This is a genomic window from Maritimimonas rapanae (genome assembly GCF_057837205.1).
Genome location: NZ_JBYQFI010000001.1, coordinates 100,780 through 121,061, shown reverse-complemented (window position 1 = coordinate 121,061; position 20,282 = coordinate 100,780). Strand labels below are relative to the sequence as shown.

At 30.2% G+C, this 20,282-nt stretch carries 20 protein-coding genes; 12 read left to right on the top strand and 8 right to left on the bottom strand.

The genetic code is table 11. The features are described 5' to 3' along the window. Positions 1-2: 2 nt before the first annotated feature. From AC3IF2_RS00580 to rbfA, 3 genes are all read right to left on the bottom strand, one after another. On the bottom strand, positions 3-2,390 hold the full coding sequence (locus AC3IF2_RS00580; protein ID WP_489165062.1) for a GAF domain-containing protein: 2,388 nt from the start codon (positions 2,388-2,390) through the stop codon (positions 3-5). 99 nt (positions 2,391-2,489) lie between these two features. Continuing rightward, a complete protein-coding gene (locus AC3IF2_RS00575; protein WP_489165061.1) occupies positions 2,490-3,689 on the bottom strand; it encodes an ABC transporter permease in 1,200 nt (399 codons plus the stop codon). Continuing rightward, complete coding sequence (gene rbfA, locus AC3IF2_RS00570) at positions 3,690-4,082, bottom strand: 30S ribosome-binding factor RbfA (RefSeq protein WP_489165060.1); 393 nt, start codon at positions 4,080-4,082, stop codon at positions 3,690-3,692. Positions 4,083-4,180: 98 nt separating this feature from the next. On the opposite strand from rbfA, the gene mce reads away from it, so the two are divergent. The 5 genes from mce to truB are packed head-to-tail and all read left to right on the top strand — an operon-like array spanning position 4,181 to position 7,254. Beyond that, positions 4,181-4,588, top strand: coding sequence for a methylmalonyl-CoA epimerase (gene mce, locus AC3IF2_RS00565; RefSeq protein WP_489165059.1), 408 nt, complete (start codon positions 4,181-4,183; stop codon positions 4,586-4,588). A 33-nt stretch (positions 4,589-4,621) separates the two neighbouring features. After that, positions 4,622-5,500, top strand: a complete 879-nt coding sequence (locus AC3IF2_RS00560; RefSeq protein WP_489165058.1) for a cell division protein FtsX — start codon at positions 4,622-4,624, stop codon at positions 5,498-5,500. A 4-nt stretch (positions 5,501-5,504) separates the two neighbouring features. Then, entirely contained in the window at positions 5,505-5,762 is a 258-nt protein-coding gene (locus AC3IF2_RS00555) for a DUF3098 domain-containing protein (protein ID WP_489165057.1), read from the top strand. Beyond that, the gene (locus tag AC3IF2_RS00550) at positions 5,762-6,556 is read left to right on the top strand and encodes an undecaprenyl-diphosphate phosphatase (protein ID WP_489165056.1); all 795 of its coding nucleotides are present in this window, start codon (positions 5,762-5,764) and stop codon (positions 6,554-6,556) included. The genes AC3IF2_RS00555 and AC3IF2_RS00550 overlap by 1 nt, the downstream gene beginning before the upstream one ends. A 5-nt stretch (positions 6,557-6,561) precedes the next feature. Continuing rightward, a complete protein-coding gene (gene truB / locus AC3IF2_RS00545; protein ID WP_489165055.1) occupies positions 6,562-7,254 on the top strand; it encodes a tRNA pseudouridine(55) synthase TruB in 693 nt (230 codons plus the stop codon). A gap of 39 nt (positions 7,255-7,293) precedes the next feature. On the opposite strand, the gene AC3IF2_RS00540 is transcribed toward truB, so the two are convergent. After that, positions 7,294-8,238, bottom strand: coding sequence for an NAD-dependent epimerase/dehydratase family protein (locus AC3IF2_RS00540; RefSeq protein WP_489165054.1), 945 nt, complete (start codon positions 8,236-8,238; stop codon positions 7,294-7,296). Between the two features lie 97 nt (positions 8,239-8,335). On the opposite strand from AC3IF2_RS00540, the gene AC3IF2_RS00535 reads away from it, so the two are divergent. Then, entirely contained in the window at positions 8,336-8,851 is a 516-nt protein-coding gene (locus AC3IF2_RS00535; protein WP_489165053.1) for a hypothetical protein, read from the top strand. Positions 8,852-8,862: 11 nt separating this feature from the next. After that, positions 8,863-9,735 (top strand): cupin-like domain-containing protein, encoded by an 873-nt coding sequence (locus AC3IF2_RS00530; RefSeq protein WP_489165052.1) that lies wholly within the window; start codon positions 8,863-8,865, stop codon positions 9,733-9,735. Here the strand turns inward: AC3IF2_RS00530 and AC3IF2_RS00525 are convergent. Beyond that, entirely contained in the window at positions 9,725-10,195 is a 471-nt protein-coding gene (locus tag AC3IF2_RS00525) for a regulatory protein RecX (RefSeq protein WP_489165051.1), read from the bottom strand. The genes AC3IF2_RS00530 and AC3IF2_RS00525 overlap by 11 nt on opposite strands. 195 nt (positions 10,196-10,390) lie before the next feature. Here AC3IF2_RS00525 and AC3IF2_RS00520 point away from each other — a divergent pair, with 195 nt between their 5' ends. Next, entirely contained in the window at positions 10,391-13,402 is a 3,012-nt protein-coding gene (locus AC3IF2_RS00520; protein WP_489165050.1) for a DUF8693 domain-containing protein, read from the top strand. Between the two features lie 163 nt (positions 13,403-13,565). Here the strand turns inward: AC3IF2_RS00520 and AC3IF2_RS00515 are convergent, their stop codons facing one another. Both AC3IF2_RS00515 and AC3IF2_RS00510 read right to left on the bottom strand, forming a co-directional pair. Next, the gene (locus tag AC3IF2_RS00515) at positions 13,566-15,104 is read right to left on the bottom strand and encodes an Rne/Rng family ribonuclease (protein ID WP_489165049.1); all 1,539 of its coding nucleotides are present in this window, start codon (positions 15,102-15,104) and stop codon (positions 13,566-13,568) included. 287 nt (positions 15,105-15,391) lie between these two features. Further along, positions 15,392-15,682 (bottom strand): HU family DNA-binding protein, encoded by a 291-nt coding sequence (locus tag AC3IF2_RS00510; RefSeq protein ID WP_489165048.1) that lies wholly within the window; start codon positions 15,680-15,682, stop codon positions 15,392-15,394. A gap of 135 nt (positions 15,683-15,817) precedes the next feature. Here AC3IF2_RS00510 and mutY point away from each other — a divergent pair, with 135 nt between their 5' ends. Genes mutY through gldD form a run of 4 tightly spaced genes read left to right on the top strand, consistent with a single transcriptional unit; the run spans position 15,818 to position 19,223 of the window. Next, on the top strand, positions 15,818-16,855 hold the full coding sequence (gene mutY / locus AC3IF2_RS00505; protein ID WP_489165047.1) for an A/G-specific adenine glycosylase: 1,038 nt from the start codon (positions 15,818-15,820) through the stop codon (positions 16,853-16,855). 36 nt (positions 16,856-16,891) lie between these two features. Further along, on the top strand, positions 16,892-17,341 hold the full coding sequence (locus tag AC3IF2_RS00500) for a single-stranded DNA-binding protein (RefSeq protein ID WP_489165046.1): 450 nt from the start codon (positions 16,892-16,894) through the stop codon (positions 17,339-17,341). Between the two features lie 21 nt (positions 17,342-17,362). After that, a complete protein-coding gene (gene gldE, locus AC3IF2_RS00495; RefSeq protein ID WP_489165045.1) occupies positions 17,363-18,667 on the top strand; it encodes a gliding motility-associated protein GldE in 1,305 nt (434 codons plus the stop codon). Then, positions 18,660-19,223 (top strand): gliding motility lipoprotein GldD, encoded by a 564-nt coding sequence (gene gldD, locus AC3IF2_RS00490; protein ID WP_489165044.1) that lies wholly within the window; start codon positions 18,660-18,662, stop codon positions 19,221-19,223. The genes gldE and gldD overlap by 8 nt, the downstream gene beginning before the upstream one ends. On the opposite strand, the gene AC3IF2_RS00485 is transcribed toward gldD, so the two are convergent. Further along, positions 19,220-20,242 (bottom strand): COX15/CtaA family protein, encoded by a 1,023-nt coding sequence (locus tag AC3IF2_RS00485; RefSeq protein WP_489165043.1) that lies wholly within the window; start codon positions 20,240-20,242, stop codon positions 19,220-19,222. The genes gldD and AC3IF2_RS00485 overlap by 4 nt on opposite strands. Positions 20,243-20,282: the final 40 nt, after the last annotated feature.

Genomic DNA, 20,282 nt, shown 5'->3' with positions numbered 1-20,282 from the left:
AATTATGCTTTAATATCTTCTATTAATTCATCTATTGTAATAGTTGATTTTTCATTAAAATCTTTTTGATAGATTACTTCTACACGTAAAGCTTTCAATCCAGAAACTCCTTGTAAATCTTCTAACACTAACTGTTCAACTTCACCTAATAAGTTCTTAGATTGTAAATATTTAATATACTTTAAATATTCTTGGGCATCCTTATCTTGTGAATAAACAATAGCAATCTTACCAGGCACCGTTAAACGATCATTTGTTCCTTTAATATTTGCCTTATCTATACGTTTCTTAATAATTTCATAACGAATATTATAAGCACCGTCTACATCAAATTGTTTTTCATCCATTCTAAACTTAATCGCCATTGGATTGCTATGTACTAAAATCAATGAGGCGACTCTTAGCTCATGGTCCATTTCGTCTTTCAGCTTATAAGCTAAGTTTTCCATTTCACATGTTAGCTGTAGTTGCCATAAGCGCAGATTATATAAGTATAAAGGATCATATTCTTCTCTTTTAACTAGCGAATCACCGATATACATATTATATTCTACTCCATCAGTCTTATATCTTTCGAAATAATGAGGAAACATTAACTGAGCCTCTTCTTGCTTCTTATCGATATAATTAGCTAGTTTTTCGTTTAATAGTGTAACACTATTCTCATAATATTTACGCTCTTCATAAACAACCTGCAAATGCTTATCTAAACGATCCATGTAAACTTTAACCAGTTTAGCTAATTTGGTGTTTACTTTTTTAACATGGTTAAATACAGGATAAATATCACGTTTTAGAAAATCTAAAATATTAACCTCATCACCTGCTTTTAAACCATCTTTTACTTCATCTAAATATTCGCTTACGCGGAATTTTAACTCTTCGTAAATTGGTAATGGCTCATTAATATTAGCCTCTTTAAGCACATTAATAGCTAAGGTCAATTGAGTGGTCAAATCGTGTTTAATGGCTGTATTTCTAGCTAAAGAGGATCCCTTAATATCTAACTGGCCGAATAATGGCACTACATCATGAAAAATAATATCATCTAATTGCGGAACTTCCACCCCATTAAATACTTCATTCTGATATTTTTCTGCAGCTTCATAAAAACGCCATTTTACTGTAGGATGTATAGAAGTATAATATTCTTGTATTGTAGCTTCTAATACATTTTGATTTTCTTCTGCAGCTCTTTCTACAGCCATCTTAAATACTGGAATAATATCTCGGAGCTTTTGTTGATTCACAGAATTTAACTCATATGGTCTTGGAGAAGCAATCTCTAACAGAGCTAAATCTTCGTTAGAAGTTGCTTTTATTGGCACCAAAATAATACTACCAATACCTTTCGATTTTAAATTCCAGTAAAAAGGATTTTGATTTGTTGCTCGTCCATAGGCTTCTACATCAGAAATAGTTAAAATTTCATGTTTGTTAAATACAGTGTCTAAAACTCCTTTACAGAAATAATCCTCACTACATGAAATTTCACCATTTATTTCCCCTAATATGATACTTTCAGATTTTTTTGCCGAAGTCTCACATAATTTAACATTTAAAGCATCAAAAATAGAATAGCCTAATGTTAAATCTTTAATGTTGTAGAATTCTCTAAGGTTTTGCTGTAAATCTGCTACAACGTTATTATCAGTTCTAAGAAGATTCTCTTTAATAGATGATAAAGTTTCATCAGCTGTAACATCAAACAAACTCATTAAGCCAAACCCTTTAAATATATAGCTGTTTGGCGGAAACTTTTCTTTCCAAACTTCGATATTATCAAAATTATCAAGTAAAAGCTTAATATCCTCATCTGTAATCTTTGGTGCATCCTCAGAAGGTGTAATGTCCATAAAATCACCATTAAAAGCCACACGATAATGTTTCATTACACCTGTTTTTTTATCAGGTATATCGAAAAAGAAAGGTCTTTTAAGGTCGATTGGCCTTTGATAATAAAATGTTAGAATCATTGTACATGCTAAAATGTACATTTGATCTTCTTCAAAATTTCGAATTTTAAACTCATAATCATCACCAGCATTTTCTAATATATTTTCGAATCGCTTAGTGAATTTAAATGAAGTAAAAGAAAAAGGAACACTAGCTGCTTTTATTTCATTAAGTGTTAAAATTTCAGGGAATAACCCTTCTAACATTAAATCAACCTCATCTTCATATTTTCTTAGTAAAGAATGATCTGTAAACCCATCTATTAACTCAGGAAACTGACTTAAATGCTTTGTTACTTGCTTTGCAGATTTATAATAAGGATGATCTTTATCTTCTGCATATTTTTTATAAAATTCAAATACCTGTTTAAAGCTAATAAATAGCTGTAATGGAAGCTCTAAATTTTTTGTTATATCTGATTCTATTATTTTCATAACCGTTCGGTTTGAATTGCAAAGTTAGTTAATATTACATATATGTCGTAAAATCAGACGTTTCCTAACTGATTTTGTAACAATTATAAATGTTAAATTTTACTGAATTATTTTTTTAGAAATACGTGAGCTTGCAATTTTCGCAGCTAAAAACCCTAATAAAGTTATAGTTAAGACAACAACGAATACGTTTATTAATTTAAACTCAACAGGATAAGCCAGATCATAGGTGATCATAATAAGGCCAAATTGTTTTTGAAGTAATACAAAAATTATAGCAAGACTTAAACCTACAAACAAACCAAAAATTGTTAATAGAAACCCTTGTAGTACAAAAATATTTCTTATCTCTTTTATTGTTGCTCCAACACTAAATAATGTTTTAAGATTTTCACGTTTGTCTAGTATCATCATTACTATAGCCCCAACTACATTAAAAAGTGCTATTATTAAGATTAAAGTAAATATTAGGTACGATACTATATTTTCTGTATTAATCATCCTGTAGAAAACAGCATTTAGTTCTTCTCTTGTTTGAATCTTAAAATTGTTCCCTAAAGCTGTTTGTAGCTTATCTTTTACTTTGTGCTTATCAAAACTGGTATTTAACTTTAATTCTACAGCTGATATTTGATTGGGTTTATAATTAAGTAAGACTTGAGTTAATTCTAAATTAGCAAATACATATTTTTTATCTAATTCTTCTGTTAATTTAAAAACTCCTACTGTTTGCAGATTAATTTGATTAAAAGCATTTTGAGGATTATTAATATAACCTTTACCTGGCTTAGGTACATAAACTTTTAATGATTCTAACACATCGTAAGTACCAAGCGAAAGTGAAGATGATATTCCATTACCAATCACTGCAGAATTAGACAATTCTTTATCGATCCATTGCCCTACATAAATAGCTGTATCAATATTATTTACAGTTAAAAAATTATCATCAACTCCTTTAATATTTGCAATATGTTGTTTTTCTTGATAATTAAAGAATGCTTTTTCTTCTAAAACCTTTGAGTAAGAAGCTACACCTTCATCTTTTAAAATATCAGCAATAGAGTCAGTAAAGAAAAATGATTTTCCCTTTACAGAAGATATTTTTAAATCAGGGTCCGAAACTCGAATAAAATCTAAACTGAAATTTTTTAAACCAGAAAAAACTGACAAGACAATAAATAGTGCAGCAGCACCAACTATAACACCTAAAGTTGCTATTATGGTTATAATATTTATAGCATTATTACTGCTTTTAGAAAATAAATATCTCTTAGCTATGTAAAAAGGAAAGTTCAATTAGATTTTCTTTCTTTTATCTAAAACATCAGGATTTTTTATCGGATCAACATCCTTACCTCGTAAAGAATTATCTATATTTTCTATATAATCTAAAGAGTCATCTATAAAAAAAGATAAATTTGGTACTCTACGTAACTGATCTCTTGTTCTCTGTGCCAATTCATGACGAATTAAAGGAGTGTTCGATTTTATTCCTTCTAATAGTTTATCTCTTTTATCATTAGGAAAAACACTCAAATACACTTTTGCCTGAGATAAATCTGAGGTAACATTCACTTTTGTTACAGATATTATCACACCTTTCATGCCTCCCCTAGCTGCACTTTGCAACACATCAACCAGATCTTTTTGTAAAACCCCAGCTATCTTTTTCTGTCTATTCGTTTCCATTTGGCAAAAATACGCTATAAAACCATTATAAATTCTATATTTTTGACGATTATTTATTGTTTCGCTTTCGCGGAATATCATTTTTTATTTAGATGATGATGAAAAAAATAGAGCATATTGGTATAGCTGTAAAAGATTTAGAAGTTTCGAATGATTTGTTTCGTCAACTTTTAGGTAAAAAACACTATAAAATTGAAGAAGTGGTTAGCGAGGGAGTAAAAACATCTTTTTTTAAATCAGGTCCAAACAAAATTGAACTGTTAGAAGCAACAAATCCTGATAGCCCGATCGCAAAATTTATCGAAAAAAAAGGCGAAGGCATTCACCATATAGCTTTTGCTGTTAAGAATATAAAACATGAAATTAAACGTTTAAAATCTGAAGGATTTACAGTTCTTAATGAAACTCCAAAAAAAGGAGCTGATAATAAATTGGTCGCTTTTTTACATCCAAAAAGCACTAATGGTGTACTGATAGAATTGTGTCAAGATATTGATGATAAATAAGTATATTGCACCAACTTTTTCATAGCAATTTTAATGAGTACTTCTTTTGAAAAATATCAAAAACGACGATTAAGATCTTCTTACATTTCAGTAATAATGAGTATCGCTTTCGTATTGTTTTTAATCGGTTTATTAGGTCTTTTGGTATTAAATACTAAAAAAATTTCAGACTATTTTAAAGAGCAAGCTTCTATAACTGTTTTCTTAAAAGATGAAGTAAAAAAAGATGAGCGCTTAAGCTTTGAAAACTCAATAAAAGAAAAAGAGTACACTAAGTCTTTGGCATTTATATCTAAAGAAAAAGCTGCAGAAATTGCTAAACAAGAAAATGGTGAAGATTTTATGGAGTTTCTAGGTTATAATCCTCTTAAAAATTCGTTTGATTTATTTGTGAAAGCAGATTATGTAACTCCTGAAAAAATGAGCGAAATTGAAGCAGAATTAAGTAAAAATGATGCTGTTTTTGAGGTTTCTTATGATAAACCTTTAATTGGTCTTTTAACTGAGAATGTAAAAAAAATCAGCCTTTGGGTACTAGTTTTTAGTGGTATTTTTGGACTAATTGCCATGTTATTAATCAATAATTCAATTAGATTATCCGTTTATGCAAAACGCTTTACCATTAAAACTATGCAAATGGTAGGGGCTACAAAAAGATTTATAAGAAGACCTTTTGTTTGGAGTAGTATTCAACTTGGCCTTATTGGAGCATTGGTAGCCTTAATTGCATTAGCTATAGCGGTATATTATATCAATAATTATTTCCCGGAGTTTAATCTCTTAGATGATAAAATTTCACTGGCAATTTTATTTGGGTCAGTCCTTTTAGCTGGATTACTTATTACATGGATTAGTGCCTTTTTTGCAACCCAACGATTCTTAAATTTAAGAACAGACGAACTTTACTATTAAAACAATGGCAAAAGATAAAAAACAAAAAAAAACACAAGGTGAATTTCTTTTCGGAAAGCGTAATTATATTATTATGCTTATCGGATTATTAATAATTGCTTTAGGTTTTATTCTTATGGCCGGCGGCGGTAGTGATGACCCAAACGTGTTTAATGAAGAAATCTATAGTTTTAGACGTATACGCTTAGCTCCAACTTTAGTGATTATAGGTCTTATTGTTGAAATTTATGCTATTCTAGCAAATCCGAAGAAAGATAATTAATGAGTTTTTTAGAGGCATTAATCTTAGGATTAATTCAAGGGTTAACTGAGTTTTTACCTGTATCTTCTAGTGGTCATTTAGAATTAGTAAAAGCTCTATTTGGTGATAATTCATTACCAGAAGAAAGCTTAACTTTTACTGTTGTATTACATTTTGCCACTGCGTTAAGTACACTTGTGGTATTTAGAAAAGAAGTTGCAGAAATTTTCAAAGGATTATTTCAATTTAAATGGAATGAAGAATTACAATTCTCTTTAAAAATTATTGTTTCGATGTTACCCGCTGTAATAATTGGAGTTTTATTCGAAGAACAGTTAGAGTCTTTATTTGGTGGTAATATTTTATTAGTTGGCTTTATGTTATTGATTACTGCCCTATTGCTTTTATTGGCAGATAAAGCCAAGAATACCAATAAAAATGTTTCTTATAACAATGCTTTTGTAATTGGTATATCTCAAGCTATTGCTATGTTGCCAGGTATTTCTCGTTCGGGGGCTACAATTTCTACATCAGTTTTATTAGGTATAGATAGAACAAAAGCTGCTCGCTTTTCATTTTTAATGGTTGTTCCTTTAATTTTTGGTAAAGTAGCTAAAGACATCATGGGTGGAGGCATAAGTTTTGAATCTTCTCAAATAGGTGTTATGAGTATTGGTTTTCTTGCGGCTTTTGTCTCAGGATTATTTGCCTGTAACTGGATGATTGCATTAGTTAAAAAAAGTAAGCTGTCATATTTCGCTATTTATTGTGCAATTATAGGTGCTATAGCAATCGGTTATTCTTTATTGAGTTAAATTAAATGACTGCTGAAGATTATAAAAACGGTCAAGTTATTTTAATTGACAAACCCTTAGAATGGACTTCCTTTCAGGTAGTCAACAAGTTGCGTTGGGCTATTCGTAAGCAATTCAATATCAAAAAAATAAAGGTTGGCCATGCTGGAACTCTAGACCCTTTAGCAACTGGCTTGTTAATTCTTTGCACTGGTAAATTCACTAAGCAAATAGAGACTTATCAAGCTCAAGAAAAAGAATATACGGGAGAGATTACTTTAGGGTCTACCACACCATCATATGATTTAGAAACTGAAATTGATAATACCTATCAAACTGGACATATTACCAAAGAGTTAATTCATAAAACATTAGAACAATTTATCGGAGAGATAGAGCAAAAACCACCAATTTTTTCTGCTATTAAAAAAGATGGCAAACGACTATATGAATTGGCTAGAGCTGGTGAAACAATTAAAATAAATTCTCGAAAAATTACAATTTCTAAATTTGAAATTACAAAAATTAATCTTCCTAAAGTTGAATTTAGAGTTATATGTAGTAAGGGAACTTATATTCGTTCTTTAGCCTATGACTTTGGAAAAGCTTTAAATTCTGGCGCTCATCTTTCTGCTTTAAGGCGGACAAGAATTGGCAAGTTTTCGGTTGAAGATGCTAGAACAATCGATCAATTTTTAAACGAATTAAAAGACGTTTAGCACCTTAAAGGTATTATCTTACTATCTAATAACTATCTATTATTTGTAAGTAGACTCTAAAGCGTCGATCATAACTTTTGTCATCATTTTTAAGTCAAGTTTATGTCCCCAATTCCAGTCTTCTCTAGCCTTAGAATCATCAATTGAATGAGGCCAACTATCTGCTATAGCTTGTCTAAAATCAGGTTTATAATCAATAGTGAAATTTGGTAAATGTTTTTTTATTTCTAAAGCTAATTCCTCAGGAGTGAAATTAATTGCGCTTATGTTGTATGCAATATAATTCTCTTGTTCTTTAGATTGCATTAAGTCTACTGTTGCCTTTATAGCATCATCCATATACATCATTGGTAAACGTGAATCTTTATTCAAAAAACATGTGTATTTCCCTTCAGACAAAGCCTTATGAAAAATTTCAACAGCATAATCGGTAGTACCACCTCCCGGTAGTGTTTTATAACTTATAATACCTGGATAACGAATACTACGTACGTCTACAGCATATTTATTTTTATAATAATTACACCAATTCTCACCTGCGAATTTACTAATACCATAAACCGTTGTTGGTTCTGTAACAGTATTTTGCGGAGTATCTTTCTGCGGAGTTGTTGGTCCAAAAACGGCAATAGAACTAGGCCAAAATAATTTTTTGATAACTCCTTCTTTAGCTAAATCTAATACATGAAAAAGTGAAGTCATATTTAAATTCCATGCCTTGTCAGGATATTTTTCAGCAGTACCAGATAACATTGCTGCCATTAAATAGACGTCAGAAACATTATATTGCTTTATAATATCTTCAATTTCTTTTTTATCTGTAGCATCTAAAATTTCGAAAGTACCAGACCACATTAGATCAGCTTTGCCTGTAATAATATCGGAAGCAATGACGTTATCATTACCATAAATTTGACGTAGTTTCATTGTCAGCTCTGAACCTATTTGGCCACAGGCACCAATAACAAGTGTTTTATTTTGCATTGTTAAAATTAAAAGGTGAACAAATATAATTAAACACTAAACACCTTTTATCATTAATTTGTCTAAGAGTGTTACTTTTGTATTAAATTGGTTTTTAATGTTAGATAGATTTTTAATAATTTTTGTTTTAGTCTTTTTTGGATGCACAAATCAAAAAAAAGAATCAGTAATTAATCAAGTAAAAGAGCATTCTAAAAATGAGATTGAAGAAATTACGAACGGTATTGGTGAAACCCTAAACTCTGATTCAAAAAAATTAGTAGAATCATGGCAAGAATATCATTCAGTTGAAATTGTTATTGAGGAGTATTATAATATTTTACCTAATGAGGCATTGTCTAAAGCGAAAGAATTATCAAACCTAACTCAACTATTAAAAGACTCAATTAGAATTAAAAGATTTGATCACCCAGATATTAAAATACGTTTGAATGTTTTGCACAATACTGCATTGAGATTAGCTGATATGGAAAACATTTCAGAAATTGAAAATGATGAAATAAAAGTAGAGGTCAGTAATTTAATCAACGCTTTTTCGTCAATTAATAGTAAAATTAATAATATTATCAATAAACAAACTCTTGAAAAAGATCTTACTAAATTTAATAAATAATTTCATTTTCAATGTCATTGAATCTTACTCAAATTGATGTAGTTGAATCTATAAGTAAAGAAGATTTTATTAAAAACTACTTTAAACCTCAAAAACCTTTAGTAATTAAATCTTCAACTAAAGATTGGCCAGCTTTTAAAAAGTGGAGTTTAGATTACATGAGCAGTATTGCTGGAGATAAAATTGTTTCTTTATACGATGATAGACCTGTAGATTATAAAGATGGTTTTAATGAACCTCATGCTCAAATGAAAATGAGTGAATATATAGCTCTATTGAAAAGTGAGCCAACAAAATATCGTATTTTTCTTTGGAATATTTTAAAAGAGGTTCCTCAACTTCAAAATGATTTTTCTTATCCAGATCTTGGGCTAAAATTAATGAAAGGGCTACCAATGCTTTTTTTTGGCGGGAAAGATTCTTATACTTTTATGCATTACGATATAGACTTGGCCAATATTTTTCATTTTCATTTTGAAGGTAAAAAACAATGCATATTGTTTGATCAAAACCAGAATAAGTATTTATATAAAATCCCTCACTCTCTAATAACAAGAGAAGATATTGATTTTTCAAATCCTGATTTTGACAAATGGCCAGCTTTAAGAAAAGCTAAAGGCTATATAGCTAATTTAGAACATGGTAATGTGCTATATATGCCAGAAGGTTATTGGCATTATATGAGGTATGTAACTCCGGGGTTCTCAATGAGTCTTAGGGCAATTGCTAGAAATCCTAAAAACTTAAGTAAAGCAATTTATAACATTTTAATAATGAGATCTATTGATAATTTAATGCGTAGAATTAAAGGTCAAAAATGGATAGACTGGAAGAATGAACAAGCAATTACCAGAACTCACAAACTAAATAACATTAAGGTATAAGCTCAATAACTTTAGTGTAAACTTTACCTGACTCCCAACCCCTATACAACAAGTAATCAGCTAATTTTTTACGCTTTTTGTATTTATTTTTTTCTTTTATTTCGTTGAACCTCTTTAATGATAACTTACTAAAAGTATCCTCATAATCTGAATCGCTAATCTCTTTTAAACCAGACTTTATATTATATTCTGATATATTTTTCATTTTTAACTCTCTAATGATTCGTTGTTTGCCCCATTTTTTAATTCTAAATTTTCCTCTGGTAAATGTTTTGGCAAAACGTTCTTCGTTTAAAAAATTATTTTCCATTAAATAAAGAAATATTAATTCTTTTGCTGAAGGTATCATGTTCATATCAGTAAGTTTTTTCTCAACCTCGCTATGACAACGTTCTTGATAAGAACAGTAATATTCAAGTTTTGATTTAGCTTCCTCTACTGTATACGTTTTTTTATGCATTTATATAAAAGTAAAAAATAGTGACGAAGGAACAATATAATAAACTAGAAATTCATCCTTTCTAGATAGGAAAAACGTTAATAAAGTTGTTATTAATATATAATTAATAAGGGTATTTCTCGTTAAGTCTTAAGTTATATTTACGAACTAAACCTTGCAAATATCCCCTTTGTAAGAAAGGAATTAAATCAAGCCATGAAAAGAATTATTTTCTTTTTGTTATTGCTATGGGGAATTTTTTCTACTAATGCGCAAACCATTATTGCTAAACAAAGTTTTGAAGTTTCTGGCGATACATGGTCTCCTTTGGCTTTTTCTACACCACCTTGCTCTATAGGTAATGATATTTGGAATTATGTAACGAGCTTACCTGGCATATCACCAAACGATGGAAATAGGTTCTGGGGTGTTAGAGATCTTAATGGTAGTTGTGGAGGTAATGACTTTGAATCTATTTCTTTTCCTAATGTAGATATATCAACACATTCTAATGTGATTTTTTCATTCGATTATAATGCAATCAGTTTTGAAAATACCGAAGATTTAAAATATGAACTTTTTTATGATAACATTTCTCAAGGAGAAGTTATAGTAGTAAATGGAATTAATGGAAATAGTGATAATACCAATGGGTGGCAAACTGAAACTGTTAATATACCTTCTGTAGTTACCAATGTAAGAGTAACTTTATTTGCAAAAAATAATCACGGAAGTGATCGTGGTGGTTTTGACAATGTTAGAATATATGAGTCTGCTAATTCTAATGATAGTTGTTCAAACGCTACTGTTCTTTCGGTAGGAACTAACAATACACAAAACATAGTTTCTGGAACAAATATAGGAGCTTCTAATTCAGGAGAATTGCCTAATCCATCTTGCGGTAATTATTTAGGTCGAGATACATGGTATACTGCTCAAGTGCCCGCCTCGGGCGTTATTACTGTAGAAACTAATAGCTCACAGATTGATCCAGCCATTGCTGTTTATTCTGGTAGCTGTGGTAATTTAACTCAATTAGCTTGTAATGATGATATTAATTATCCTGGTAACTTAAATTCAAAAATAGAATTAACAGGAATACCAAATACAACTATTTTTATTCGAATTTGGTCGTATAATAATCAAACTTCAGGCAACTTTAATATTGTTGCTTATTCAACTCATGCTCCCACAAACAATAATTGTGTAAATGCTACAAATTTAACTGTTGGTAGTACAAATACAGAAAATGTTGTTACAAGTACTAATGTTGGAGCTACAGGTACAAACCCAGCTCCAAACCCGAATTGTGATGGATATCAAGGTGGTGATGTATGGTTCACTGCTCAAGTCCCTGCTTCGGGTATTTTAAATATCGAAACTTCTAATGCAGGAGGAATTAGTGATACTGGCCTCGCTGTTTATACAGGATCTTGTGGTTCACTAACACAAATTGCCTGTGACGCGGATAGTGGTTCTGGCTTTTTTAGTATAGTTAACCTTACTGGTCTACCAAATACAACTGTTTTTATTCGTGTTTGGGAATATCAAAATAATAATTTTGGAGAGTTTAATATTGTTGCCTGGTCACCTGAGTGTCCTTTTTCGACCACATGGAATGGGTCTAATTGGAGTAATGGTGCCCCTAATGAATTTACTTCTGTAACCATTAATGGCAATTATAACACCTTTTCTAATGGTGATTTTAATTCTTGCAATTGTACAGTAAATTCTGGAAGTACAGTTACAGTTGGAGCAAATGATTATATTTTAATTGATAATGATTTGACAGTAAATGGAAACATAGAAGTATTGCACGAAGGATCATTAGTCATGGTCAGAGATGATGGGAATGTTAGTGGCACAGCTAATATATATAAGACTTCTACTCCATTTAATCAATATGACTATATGTATTGGTCATCTCCAACCAGTAATGAGACTATAGGGAGCGCATTGTCATCTTCTGTAGCAAATAGAATTTATAGATTTAATTATCAAAATGGTTGGGTATTTCAAAATGGATCAACTACTATGCAACCAGGTGTTGGTTACATAGCAATGGGTGATACTTCTGGTAATTTTCCAAAAACACAATCAGTAATTTTTGATGGGGTTGTAAATAATGGTACCATACCCGTATCTATTATTAGAGGCCCTGGAGAGTTTGAAAATTGGAATCTTATTGGTAATCCATACCCTTCGGCTATAAACGCTCAAATTTTTTTAGATGACCTTAGAAACTCTTCAATAGTAAATGGAACAATTTATTTGTGGACACATAATACCCAAATATCTGAAAGTAATCCTGGTCCAGATAAATACAATTATGCAACTAACGATTATGCCACTTATACTTCTGGTACTGGTGGCGTTCAAGCAGGTTCTGGTGGTGCAATTCCAAATGGATTTATAGCTTCGGGACAAGGATTTTTTATACAAGCAATCACTGCTGGCACAATAACTTTTGATAATTCTATGAGAGTTACTAATAATAATAACCAGCTTTTTAGAACAGATTCGAAAAAATCTGCTTCTGAAAAAGATCGTATTTGGCTAGATTTAAAAAATGAGAATGGAGCTTTCAGTCAGGTATTAATTGGTTTTATCGAAGGAGCAACAGACAATTTAGATAGAAGTTATGATGGAATACGTTTTGACGGAGGTAGTTACATTTCTTTTTATTCTGTTGTAGAAGATCAAGATTTAGTTATTCAAGGTAAAAAACCAATTACAGATGAAGAGATTATCAAACTTGGTTTTTATTCTTACATAAATTCTGGAGATAGTTTACAAGTTGGTATAAATAGCTTTGAAGGAAAACTCAATGAATATGAAATTTTGTTAAAGGATAAATTATTACAACTAACTCATGATTTAAAAAATGATGATTATAGTTTTGTAATGCAAGAACAAGGTGTTTTTAATGATCGTTTTGAATTAATTCTAACTAAATCCTCTGTCTTGAGCAATGGTGATGTTAATCTTAGTTTGGCTGATTTGGTAATAGCAAATCAAGAAGACATTCTTAATGTAAATACATCCGATGGATCTATTATTAAAGAATTCAAAGCTTATGATATTCTTGGTAAATTGATTGTTGATCAATCTCCAGGTAAGAATAAATTCACCATTAATACGAGCAATTTTAAAAAGGGTACTGTGTTAATTATTAATGCCATTCTAGAAAATAATAAAAAGATTACTAAAAAATTCTTAATTCGCTAAAAGATAAAACGTGTCTTCAGTTGAAAACACGTTTTAATCCAAACTAACCAAACCTAAATCAATCTTTATTTTAAGACTTTAAAAATTTGTAAAGGTTTAAATTAGTCCATAAAAAAATCCCGTAACTTTTATTGTTACGGGATTTATTGATATAATAAATACCTTATTTTACGACTTTATCGTTTGCTGTAAAGAAACGATACTGTAAGTATTGGTAAGCATCTCGTGGAATCACTTTAATCCACTTTTTATATTTGAAAAACCACTTGTTTTGTAATGACGGAAATCCTCCTTTAATATAAGACGCCACAAACGGATGTACATGTAATGTAACTCCTTTAACATCTTTAGAAAGTAATTTTTCTAATTGGATTTCAATTTTGTCAATCAAAACAATAGGAGCCTCGACCTCTCCATTTTTGTTCGGATTTTCTTCTTTTGTTTTAATAACCCTTTCAGGCCTTACTCTTTGTCTGGTTATTTGCACCAGACCGAATTTACTAGGTGGTAATACTTTGTGTTTTGTTCTAGTTAATTTCATTTCATTTTTTAAATGTTCATACAGCTTATGTCTATGATCCGCCGTATGCATATCTATAAAATCAACTACTATAATACCTCCCATGTCTCTTAATTGCAACTGTCTAGCAATTTCAGATGCAGCAATCATATTAACTTCTAATGCTGTATCTGCTTGAGAATTTGCTTTGTTAGAACGATTACCACTATTTACATCTATAACATGTAAAGCCTCAGTATGCTCTATTACCAAATAGGCTCCTTTAGGCATAGATACCGTTCGACCAAAAGATGTTTTTATCTGTCGTTCGATACCATATCTTTCAAAGATTGGAGTTTTAGATCTATGTAACTTTACAATAGATTCCTTTTCTGGAGCTATTCTTCTCAAATAGTCTTTTAACTCACCAACCAATGTTTTATCGTTTGTAATAATACTTGTAAAAGAATCATTTAAAACGTCTCTCAAAATAGAGGATGCCCTATTCATTTCTGATAAAACTTTTGCTGGGGCTTGTGCTTGAGGTAACTTTTTACAAAGCTTTACCCATTGTTGCAAAGAATTCTGTAAATCTCTATCTAAATCTGCTACTTTAATGCCTTCGGCTACTGTACGCAGAATAACGCCAAATCCTTTTGGCTTAATGCTTTGGGCAAGTCGTTTAAGACGTTCTTTCTCTTTTCTACTTCCTATCTTTTGTGAGACAGAAACTCTATCAGAAAAAGGAACTAACACTAGATATCTACCGGCTATTGAAAGCTCTGAGCTTATACGAGGGCCTTTTGTAGATATAGGTTCTTTAACGATTTGTACTAATAAATTTTGACCAGCTTTTATAACCTGATCAATACCTCCGTTTTTATTGATATCTTTTTCGAAACGGAAATTTTTTAAAGTGAATTCTTTTTGCTTACCTGTGCTTACTCGGTGTGTGAATTTACTTAAAGACAATAATTGCGGCCCTAAATCATGATAATGTAAAAAAGCATCTTTTTCACTTCCTACATTTACAAAGGCGGCATTTAAGCCTGATAATGTTTTTTTGATCTTGGCTAAAAATATATCGCCAACATTAAAATTATTATCGTTTTCATCTTTATGCAATTCAACTAACCTACCATCTCTTAATAAGGCAAAATCTATATCAGAGGAATTTGATCTAATTATTAATTCTGTTTTCACTCTGTATATGTTTTGCATCTACACTAAATACAATAATTTTATATTAATGTAGATAGGTTAAATTAATCACAGGTTATATTTTATAACCCGATGAAATTTATCTTATCGATAAATTTCTTTTTCAAAGAACGATTGTACTTCTTAAAAAGAAAAAATAGTTAAAAAACTATTTTTTCTTTTTGTGTCTGTTTTGTCTACTTCTTTTTTTACGCTTATGAGTAGATATTTTACTGCGTTTTCTTTTTTTACCACTAGGCATAATTCAAACGTGTTTTTTTCTATTAATATTATTTTACTGGTACATTTTTCTTTACGCCCTCAACAAAAACTTTTGCTGGTTTAAACGCTGGAATATTATGCGCAGGAATCTTAATTGTAGTATTTTTAGAAATATTTCTACCTGTTTTTTCAGCTCTAGTCTTTACAGTAAAGCTACCAAAACCTCTTAAATATACATTATTACCACTTTCTAAAGAATTTTTAACTTCTTTCATTAAATCCTCTACAACTCTCAACACATCTGCTTTCTCAATTCCAGATTTATCTGAAATATTAGCAACGATCTCTGCTTTTGTCATTATTATTAAAATTTATATTATTATTTATTCCTTTTTTGGGGTGGCAAATATAAGCTTTTATATCAATTTCAAAAAGCTAAATGGTTAAAATTTAATGAGATAAAAACATTATTATTGCCAGATTAATAAAAATGTATGAATTTTTCTAATACATTAATTTACTGGTATTTACAAAATAGGCGAGATTTACCTTGGCGGGAAACTAAAGACCCATACGCTATTTGGCTTTCAGAAGTTATCTTACAACAAACAAGAGTAGACCAAGGGCTTTCGTATTATTTAAAATTCATCGAGCATTTTCCAGCCGTTTCTAACCTTGCTAAAGCGGAAGAAGAAACAATATTAAAACTTTGGCAAGGATTGGGGTATTATTCAAGAGCTAGAAATTTGCATTTTTCTGCAAAATATATTGTAAATGATCTAAATGGAAAATTTCCAGAATCATACAAACAATTATTAAAATTAAAAGGAGTCGGTGATTACACTGCTTCTGCCATCGCTTCAATTTGCTATAATGAACCAGCTGCTGTAGTCGATGGTAATGTTTACCGTGTGCTAGCCAGATATTTTGGAGTTAACACAGCAATCAACTCAACTAAAGGAATTAGAGAATTTAAAGAATTAGCACAAAGTTTAATTGACCAAAAACAACCAGGAACTTTTAATCAGGCTATAATGGAGTTTGGTGCCAGACAATGCAAACCACAGAATCCTGACTGCACAGTTTGTCCTTTTAACAACAGTTGTATTGCTTTACAAAAAAAGAAGATCAGTGAGCTTCCTGTTAAGGAAAATAAATTAAAAGTAAAAAAACGTTTTTTTAATTATTTAGTAATTGATGGTGAAAAAACTGTTCTTCAAAAAAGGATCGGTAAAGGTATTTGGCAAAATTTATATGAATTCCCTTTGATTGAAAGTGAATTTGAAATTGATCTAGAAGAATTAAAAAAGTTATCTATTTATAATAAGTATGTTGATAGTAAAAGTTCTGTAAAGTTGTATAATCAAAAACCTATTGTACACAAATTATCGCATCAACATTTATATACAAATTTCTGGATCATCAAAACTAAAAAACCCAGTGATGATAGTATTTTGTGGAATGATTTCAATGGTTACCCCGTACCTGTATTAATTAGCAATTTTGTGAAAAAATTTAAAAATAACGATTGATATTTTAATTATCTTTGATGTATAAATAGATTGAAAATGGCAGGAACACTTAATAAAGTTATGTTGATTGGTCATCTTGGTGATGAGGTGAAAATGCACTATTTTGATGGTGGTAATTCTATTGGTAGATTTCCTATTGCAACAAATGAAACATATACTAACAGACAAACAAATGAAAAGGTTACTACTACCGAATGGCATAATATTGTAGTTAGAAATAAACTTGCCGAAATTTGTGAAAAGTATTTGACAAAAGGAGACAAAATATATGCCGAAGGGCGTATAAAAACACGTCAATGGGAAGGTCAAGATGGCGGTAAAAGATACACTACCGAAATTCATGTTACAGATATGACTTTCTTATCGACTAAAAAAGATTTACAACAAAGTCGAGAAAATACATCTTCGCCAATTAATGACCCTAAACCCACGAATGAGGTTGTAAATGAGCAATCACAAGAATATGATGATGACTTACCATTTTAAGTTTAACTAAATTATATTTTATTGGACACAGAGCCTCCGAGTTTATATTTTTTAGCTTCCATAGATTGGACATTAACCACGGGTATAATTTTACTACTTGTTTTATTATTAATTTCTGCATTAATTTCAGGATCTGAAGTTGCTTTTTTTTCTCTTTCTAAATCAGAATTAGAGGAAGCATCTAATGCTACTTCCAAACGAAAAAATATAGTCGCTCAACAACTTAAAAATCCCAAAAAATTATTGGCAACTATTTTAATTGCTAATAACTTTATAAACATTTTAATTGTTTTACTATTCGCATACATTGGTGAATATTTCTTTAGTGGTATACAATCGAGTATTATTCGTTTTGTTGTAGAAGTTATTATTGTAACTTTTTTAATCTTACTGTTTGGCGAAGTATTGCCTAAAATTTATGCTAATAGAAACTCAATCAGCTTTGCTTCTTTAATGGCATATCCTATAAAATTTTTGAATTCAATGCTCACTTTTGTGAGTATACCATTGATGAGTTTAACTACGATTGTTGAAAAAAGATTGGGTAAAAAACAAACCGATTTTTCAGTTGAAAAATTATCGCAGGCATTAGAATTAACTTCAGAAGAAGCTACTACTAAAGATGAACAGAAGATATTAGAAGGCATTGTAAGTTTTGGCAATACTGAAACCATACAAGTTATGTGTCCACGTATGGATGTTTTTGCTTTAGCGGATGATGAATCATTTAAAGAAATTGTTGACAAGATCATTAATAAAGGAAACTCAAGAATACCTGTATATCAAGAAAACATGGATAATATTATCGGAATCTTGTATACTAAGGATTTATTACCACACCTTTCTAAAAAAACATTTCAGTGGAAAAAACTCCTTCGTGAACCTTTCTTTGTACCAGAGAATAAAAAATTAGATGATTTACTTAAAGAATTTCAAGAAAAAAAGAATCATTTAGCAATTGTTGTAGATGAATACGGTGGTACTTCGGGTATTGTTACCTTAGAAGATGTAATTGAAGAAATTGTTGGAGATATTAGTGATGAATTCGATGATGATGATCTATCTTATTCTAAACTAGATGCTCATAATTATGTGTTTGATGGAAAAATTGTTTTAAAAGATTTCTATAAAGTTTTAGATATTAATGAAGAAGTTTTTGAAGAACATAAGGGTGAAGCCGAAACACTTGCAGGATTCATTCTAGAAATATCTGGTAAATTCCCTAAAAAGAATGAAATACTAAAGTTTAATGATTATCAGTTTAAGATAGAAGCATTAGATAAAAAACGAATTAAACAAGTAAAAGTAACGCTACCAAATGATTAAAAACTCTTTTAAATATGTGTTAATTGCATTATTAGTTATAATAACTTCTTGTGGTGAAGAAACTTTACCCAAACCTAAAGCATTCTTAAGATTGGCGTACAACGATGCTACTTATAAAACAACTGAAACCGATTGCCCTTATACATTTGAATATTCTAAAAATGCAGATGCAAACCCTAATTCTAAATGTTGGATCAATATCAAATATCCGTCATTAAAAGCTTCATTAAATCTAACATATAGACCAATAGAAAATAATTTAAAAGAATTGCTTTTAGAATCTGAAAAGTTGACCTATAAGCATTCTATAAAAGCAGATGGAATTAGCGCTCAACCCTATTTAAATTTAGACAAAAAAGTATTTGGATCTTTATTAGAAGTTACCGGAAATGCTGCTTCGCCGTTACAATTTCATTTAACTGATAGCACAAAACATTTTATTACGGGTGCTCTTTATTTTGAAGTACAACCCAATTATGATTCTATTTTACCCGCTATTAAATATGTAGAAAAAGATATTAAGCATTTAATGGAAACATTTGAGTGGAAAGATTAAGCAATTAGTTTTTGACTCCTACTTTCTAAAATCAAATAAAACTGCATTCCAAATAAAATCGCTGCAAAAAGCATATGAATTAATTGCGTTCCGAAAGGGAAATCGAAATAATACATCAACACACCTGCTAAAATTTCAATAGTTATAATTATTAAAATCCAAAAAGGTAATGCATACCCTAAATTAAGTTTGTTATTTCTAAAAAACAACCAAACATTTAACACTACTACTATAATAGAAAATGATCTGTGAATTAAAAAATTAGTATTTGATTCTAATTGTAACAATCCTTTATTTTCGAACCCTACCACTTTTAATTGTTCATCTACAAATTCTCTAATGTCAATTCCTAATACAATTTGAACAATAGTTAATCCAAGTACAACTAATAATATATTTCTAAATGTTCTATCTGTTTTATATATCTTTTTTGGTTTTGTCTTAAATCGCAAGATTAGTAGCACTGCAACTATTAACAAAGCAACAAGCATATGAACTGTGATCTTAGAAACAGCAAGATTAGAATCAACCACAGTTTTACCCAGCCATGCTTCAAAAAGCATTAAAAGTAGCGCTAGAAACGATAATAGAGTAAGATTTTTATTTTCTTTCCAGAATTGTAACGAAGTGATAATTAGTAATAAAAAGAATATTCCAGACACAGCAGTAGCTAGTCGATTAATATACTCTACCCAAGTATGTGTAACATTAAATTTTGCATAATTATGCTTGGTATATACTTCCCAGTTTAAAGGGTTAAATTCCTCGGAAGTTGTAATTTTTTCTTTGGCAACTAATAATGACTCGTCTTTAATAATTACCAATCCTTTTTTAAATTCTGTATTTGGTTTCCAGAGTAATTCTTCTTCGTTGGTTGGAGGTATTAAGTGCCCAAAACATTTAGGCCAATCTGGGCATCCCATACCACTACCCGTCATACGAACTGTAGCTCCGGCTAGAATAATTACATAGACCGAAATGAGGCATATTTTAACTAATAAAGGAAAGAATCTCTTCATTAAAAAAGTTTCAGCAAAGATAAAATAAAGGCATAAAAAA

What these genes read in the sequence shown, in the direction of transcription:
- truB (WP_489165055.1), top strand. Translation starts at nt 6,562, where the DNA reads ATGACTGCTGAAGATTATAAAAACGGTCAAGTTATTTTAATTGACAAA.
- AC3IF2_RS00540 (WP_489165054.1), bottom strand. Translation starts at nt 8,238, where the DNA reads ATGCAAAATAAAACACTTGTTATTGGTGCCTGTGGCCAAATAGGTTCA.
- AC3IF2_RS00580 (WP_489165062.1), bottom strand. Translation starts at nt 2,390, where the DNA reads ATGAAAATAATAGAATCAGATATAACAAAAAATTTAGAGCTTCCATTA.
- AC3IF2_RS00485 (WP_489165043.1), bottom strand. Translation starts at nt 20,242, where the DNA reads ATGAAGAGATTCTTTCCTTTATTAGTTAAAATATGCCTCATTTCGGTC.
- AC3IF2_RS00525 (WP_489165051.1), bottom strand. Translation starts at nt 10,195, where the DNA reads ATGCATAAAAAAACGTATACAGTAGAGGAAGCTAAATCAAAACTTGAA.
- AC3IF2_RS00555 (WP_489165057.1), top strand. Translation starts at nt 5,505, where the DNA reads ATGGCAAAAGATAAAAAACAAAAAAAAACACAAGGTGAATTTCTTTTC.
- mce (WP_489165059.1), top strand. Translation starts at nt 4,181, where the DNA reads ATGAAAAAAATAGAGCATATTGGTATAGCTGTAAAAGATTTAGAAGTT.
- mutY (WP_489165047.1), top strand. Translation starts at nt 15,818, where the DNA reads ATGAATTTTTCTAATACATTAATTTACTGGTATTTACAAAATAGGCGA.
- rbfA (WP_489165060.1), bottom strand. Translation starts at nt 4,082, where the DNA reads ATGGAAACGAATAGACAGAAAAAGATAGCTGGGGTTTTACAAAAAGAT.
- AC3IF2_RS00550 (WP_489165056.1), top strand. Translation starts at nt 5,762, where the DNA reads ATGAGTTTTTTAGAGGCATTAATCTTAGGATTAATTCAAGGGTTAACT.
- gldD (WP_489165044.1), top strand. Translation starts at nt 18,660, where the DNA reads ATGATTAAAAACTCTTTTAAATATGTGTTAATTGCATTATTAGTTATA.
- AC3IF2_RS00520 (WP_489165050.1), top strand. Translation starts at nt 10,391, where the DNA reads ATGAAAAGAATTATTTTCTTTTTGTTATTGCTATGGGGAATTTTTTCT.
- AC3IF2_RS00535 (WP_489165053.1), top strand. Translation starts at nt 8,336, where the DNA reads ATGTTAGATAGATTTTTAATAATTTTTGTTTTAGTCTTTTTTGGATGC.
- AC3IF2_RS00530 (WP_489165052.1), top strand. Translation starts at nt 8,863, where the DNA reads ATGTCATTGAATCTTACTCAAATTGATGTAGTTGAATCTATAAGTAAA.
- AC3IF2_RS00500 (WP_489165046.1), top strand. Translation starts at nt 16,892, where the DNA reads ATGGCAGGAACACTTAATAAAGTTATGTTGATTGGTCATCTTGGTGAT.
- AC3IF2_RS00510 (WP_489165048.1), bottom strand. Translation starts at nt 15,682, where the DNA reads ATGACAAAAGCAGAGATCGTTGCTAATATTTCAGATAAATCTGGAATT.
- AC3IF2_RS00560 (WP_489165058.1), top strand. Translation starts at nt 4,622, where the DNA reads ATGAGTACTTCTTTTGAAAAATATCAAAAACGACGATTAAGATCTTCT.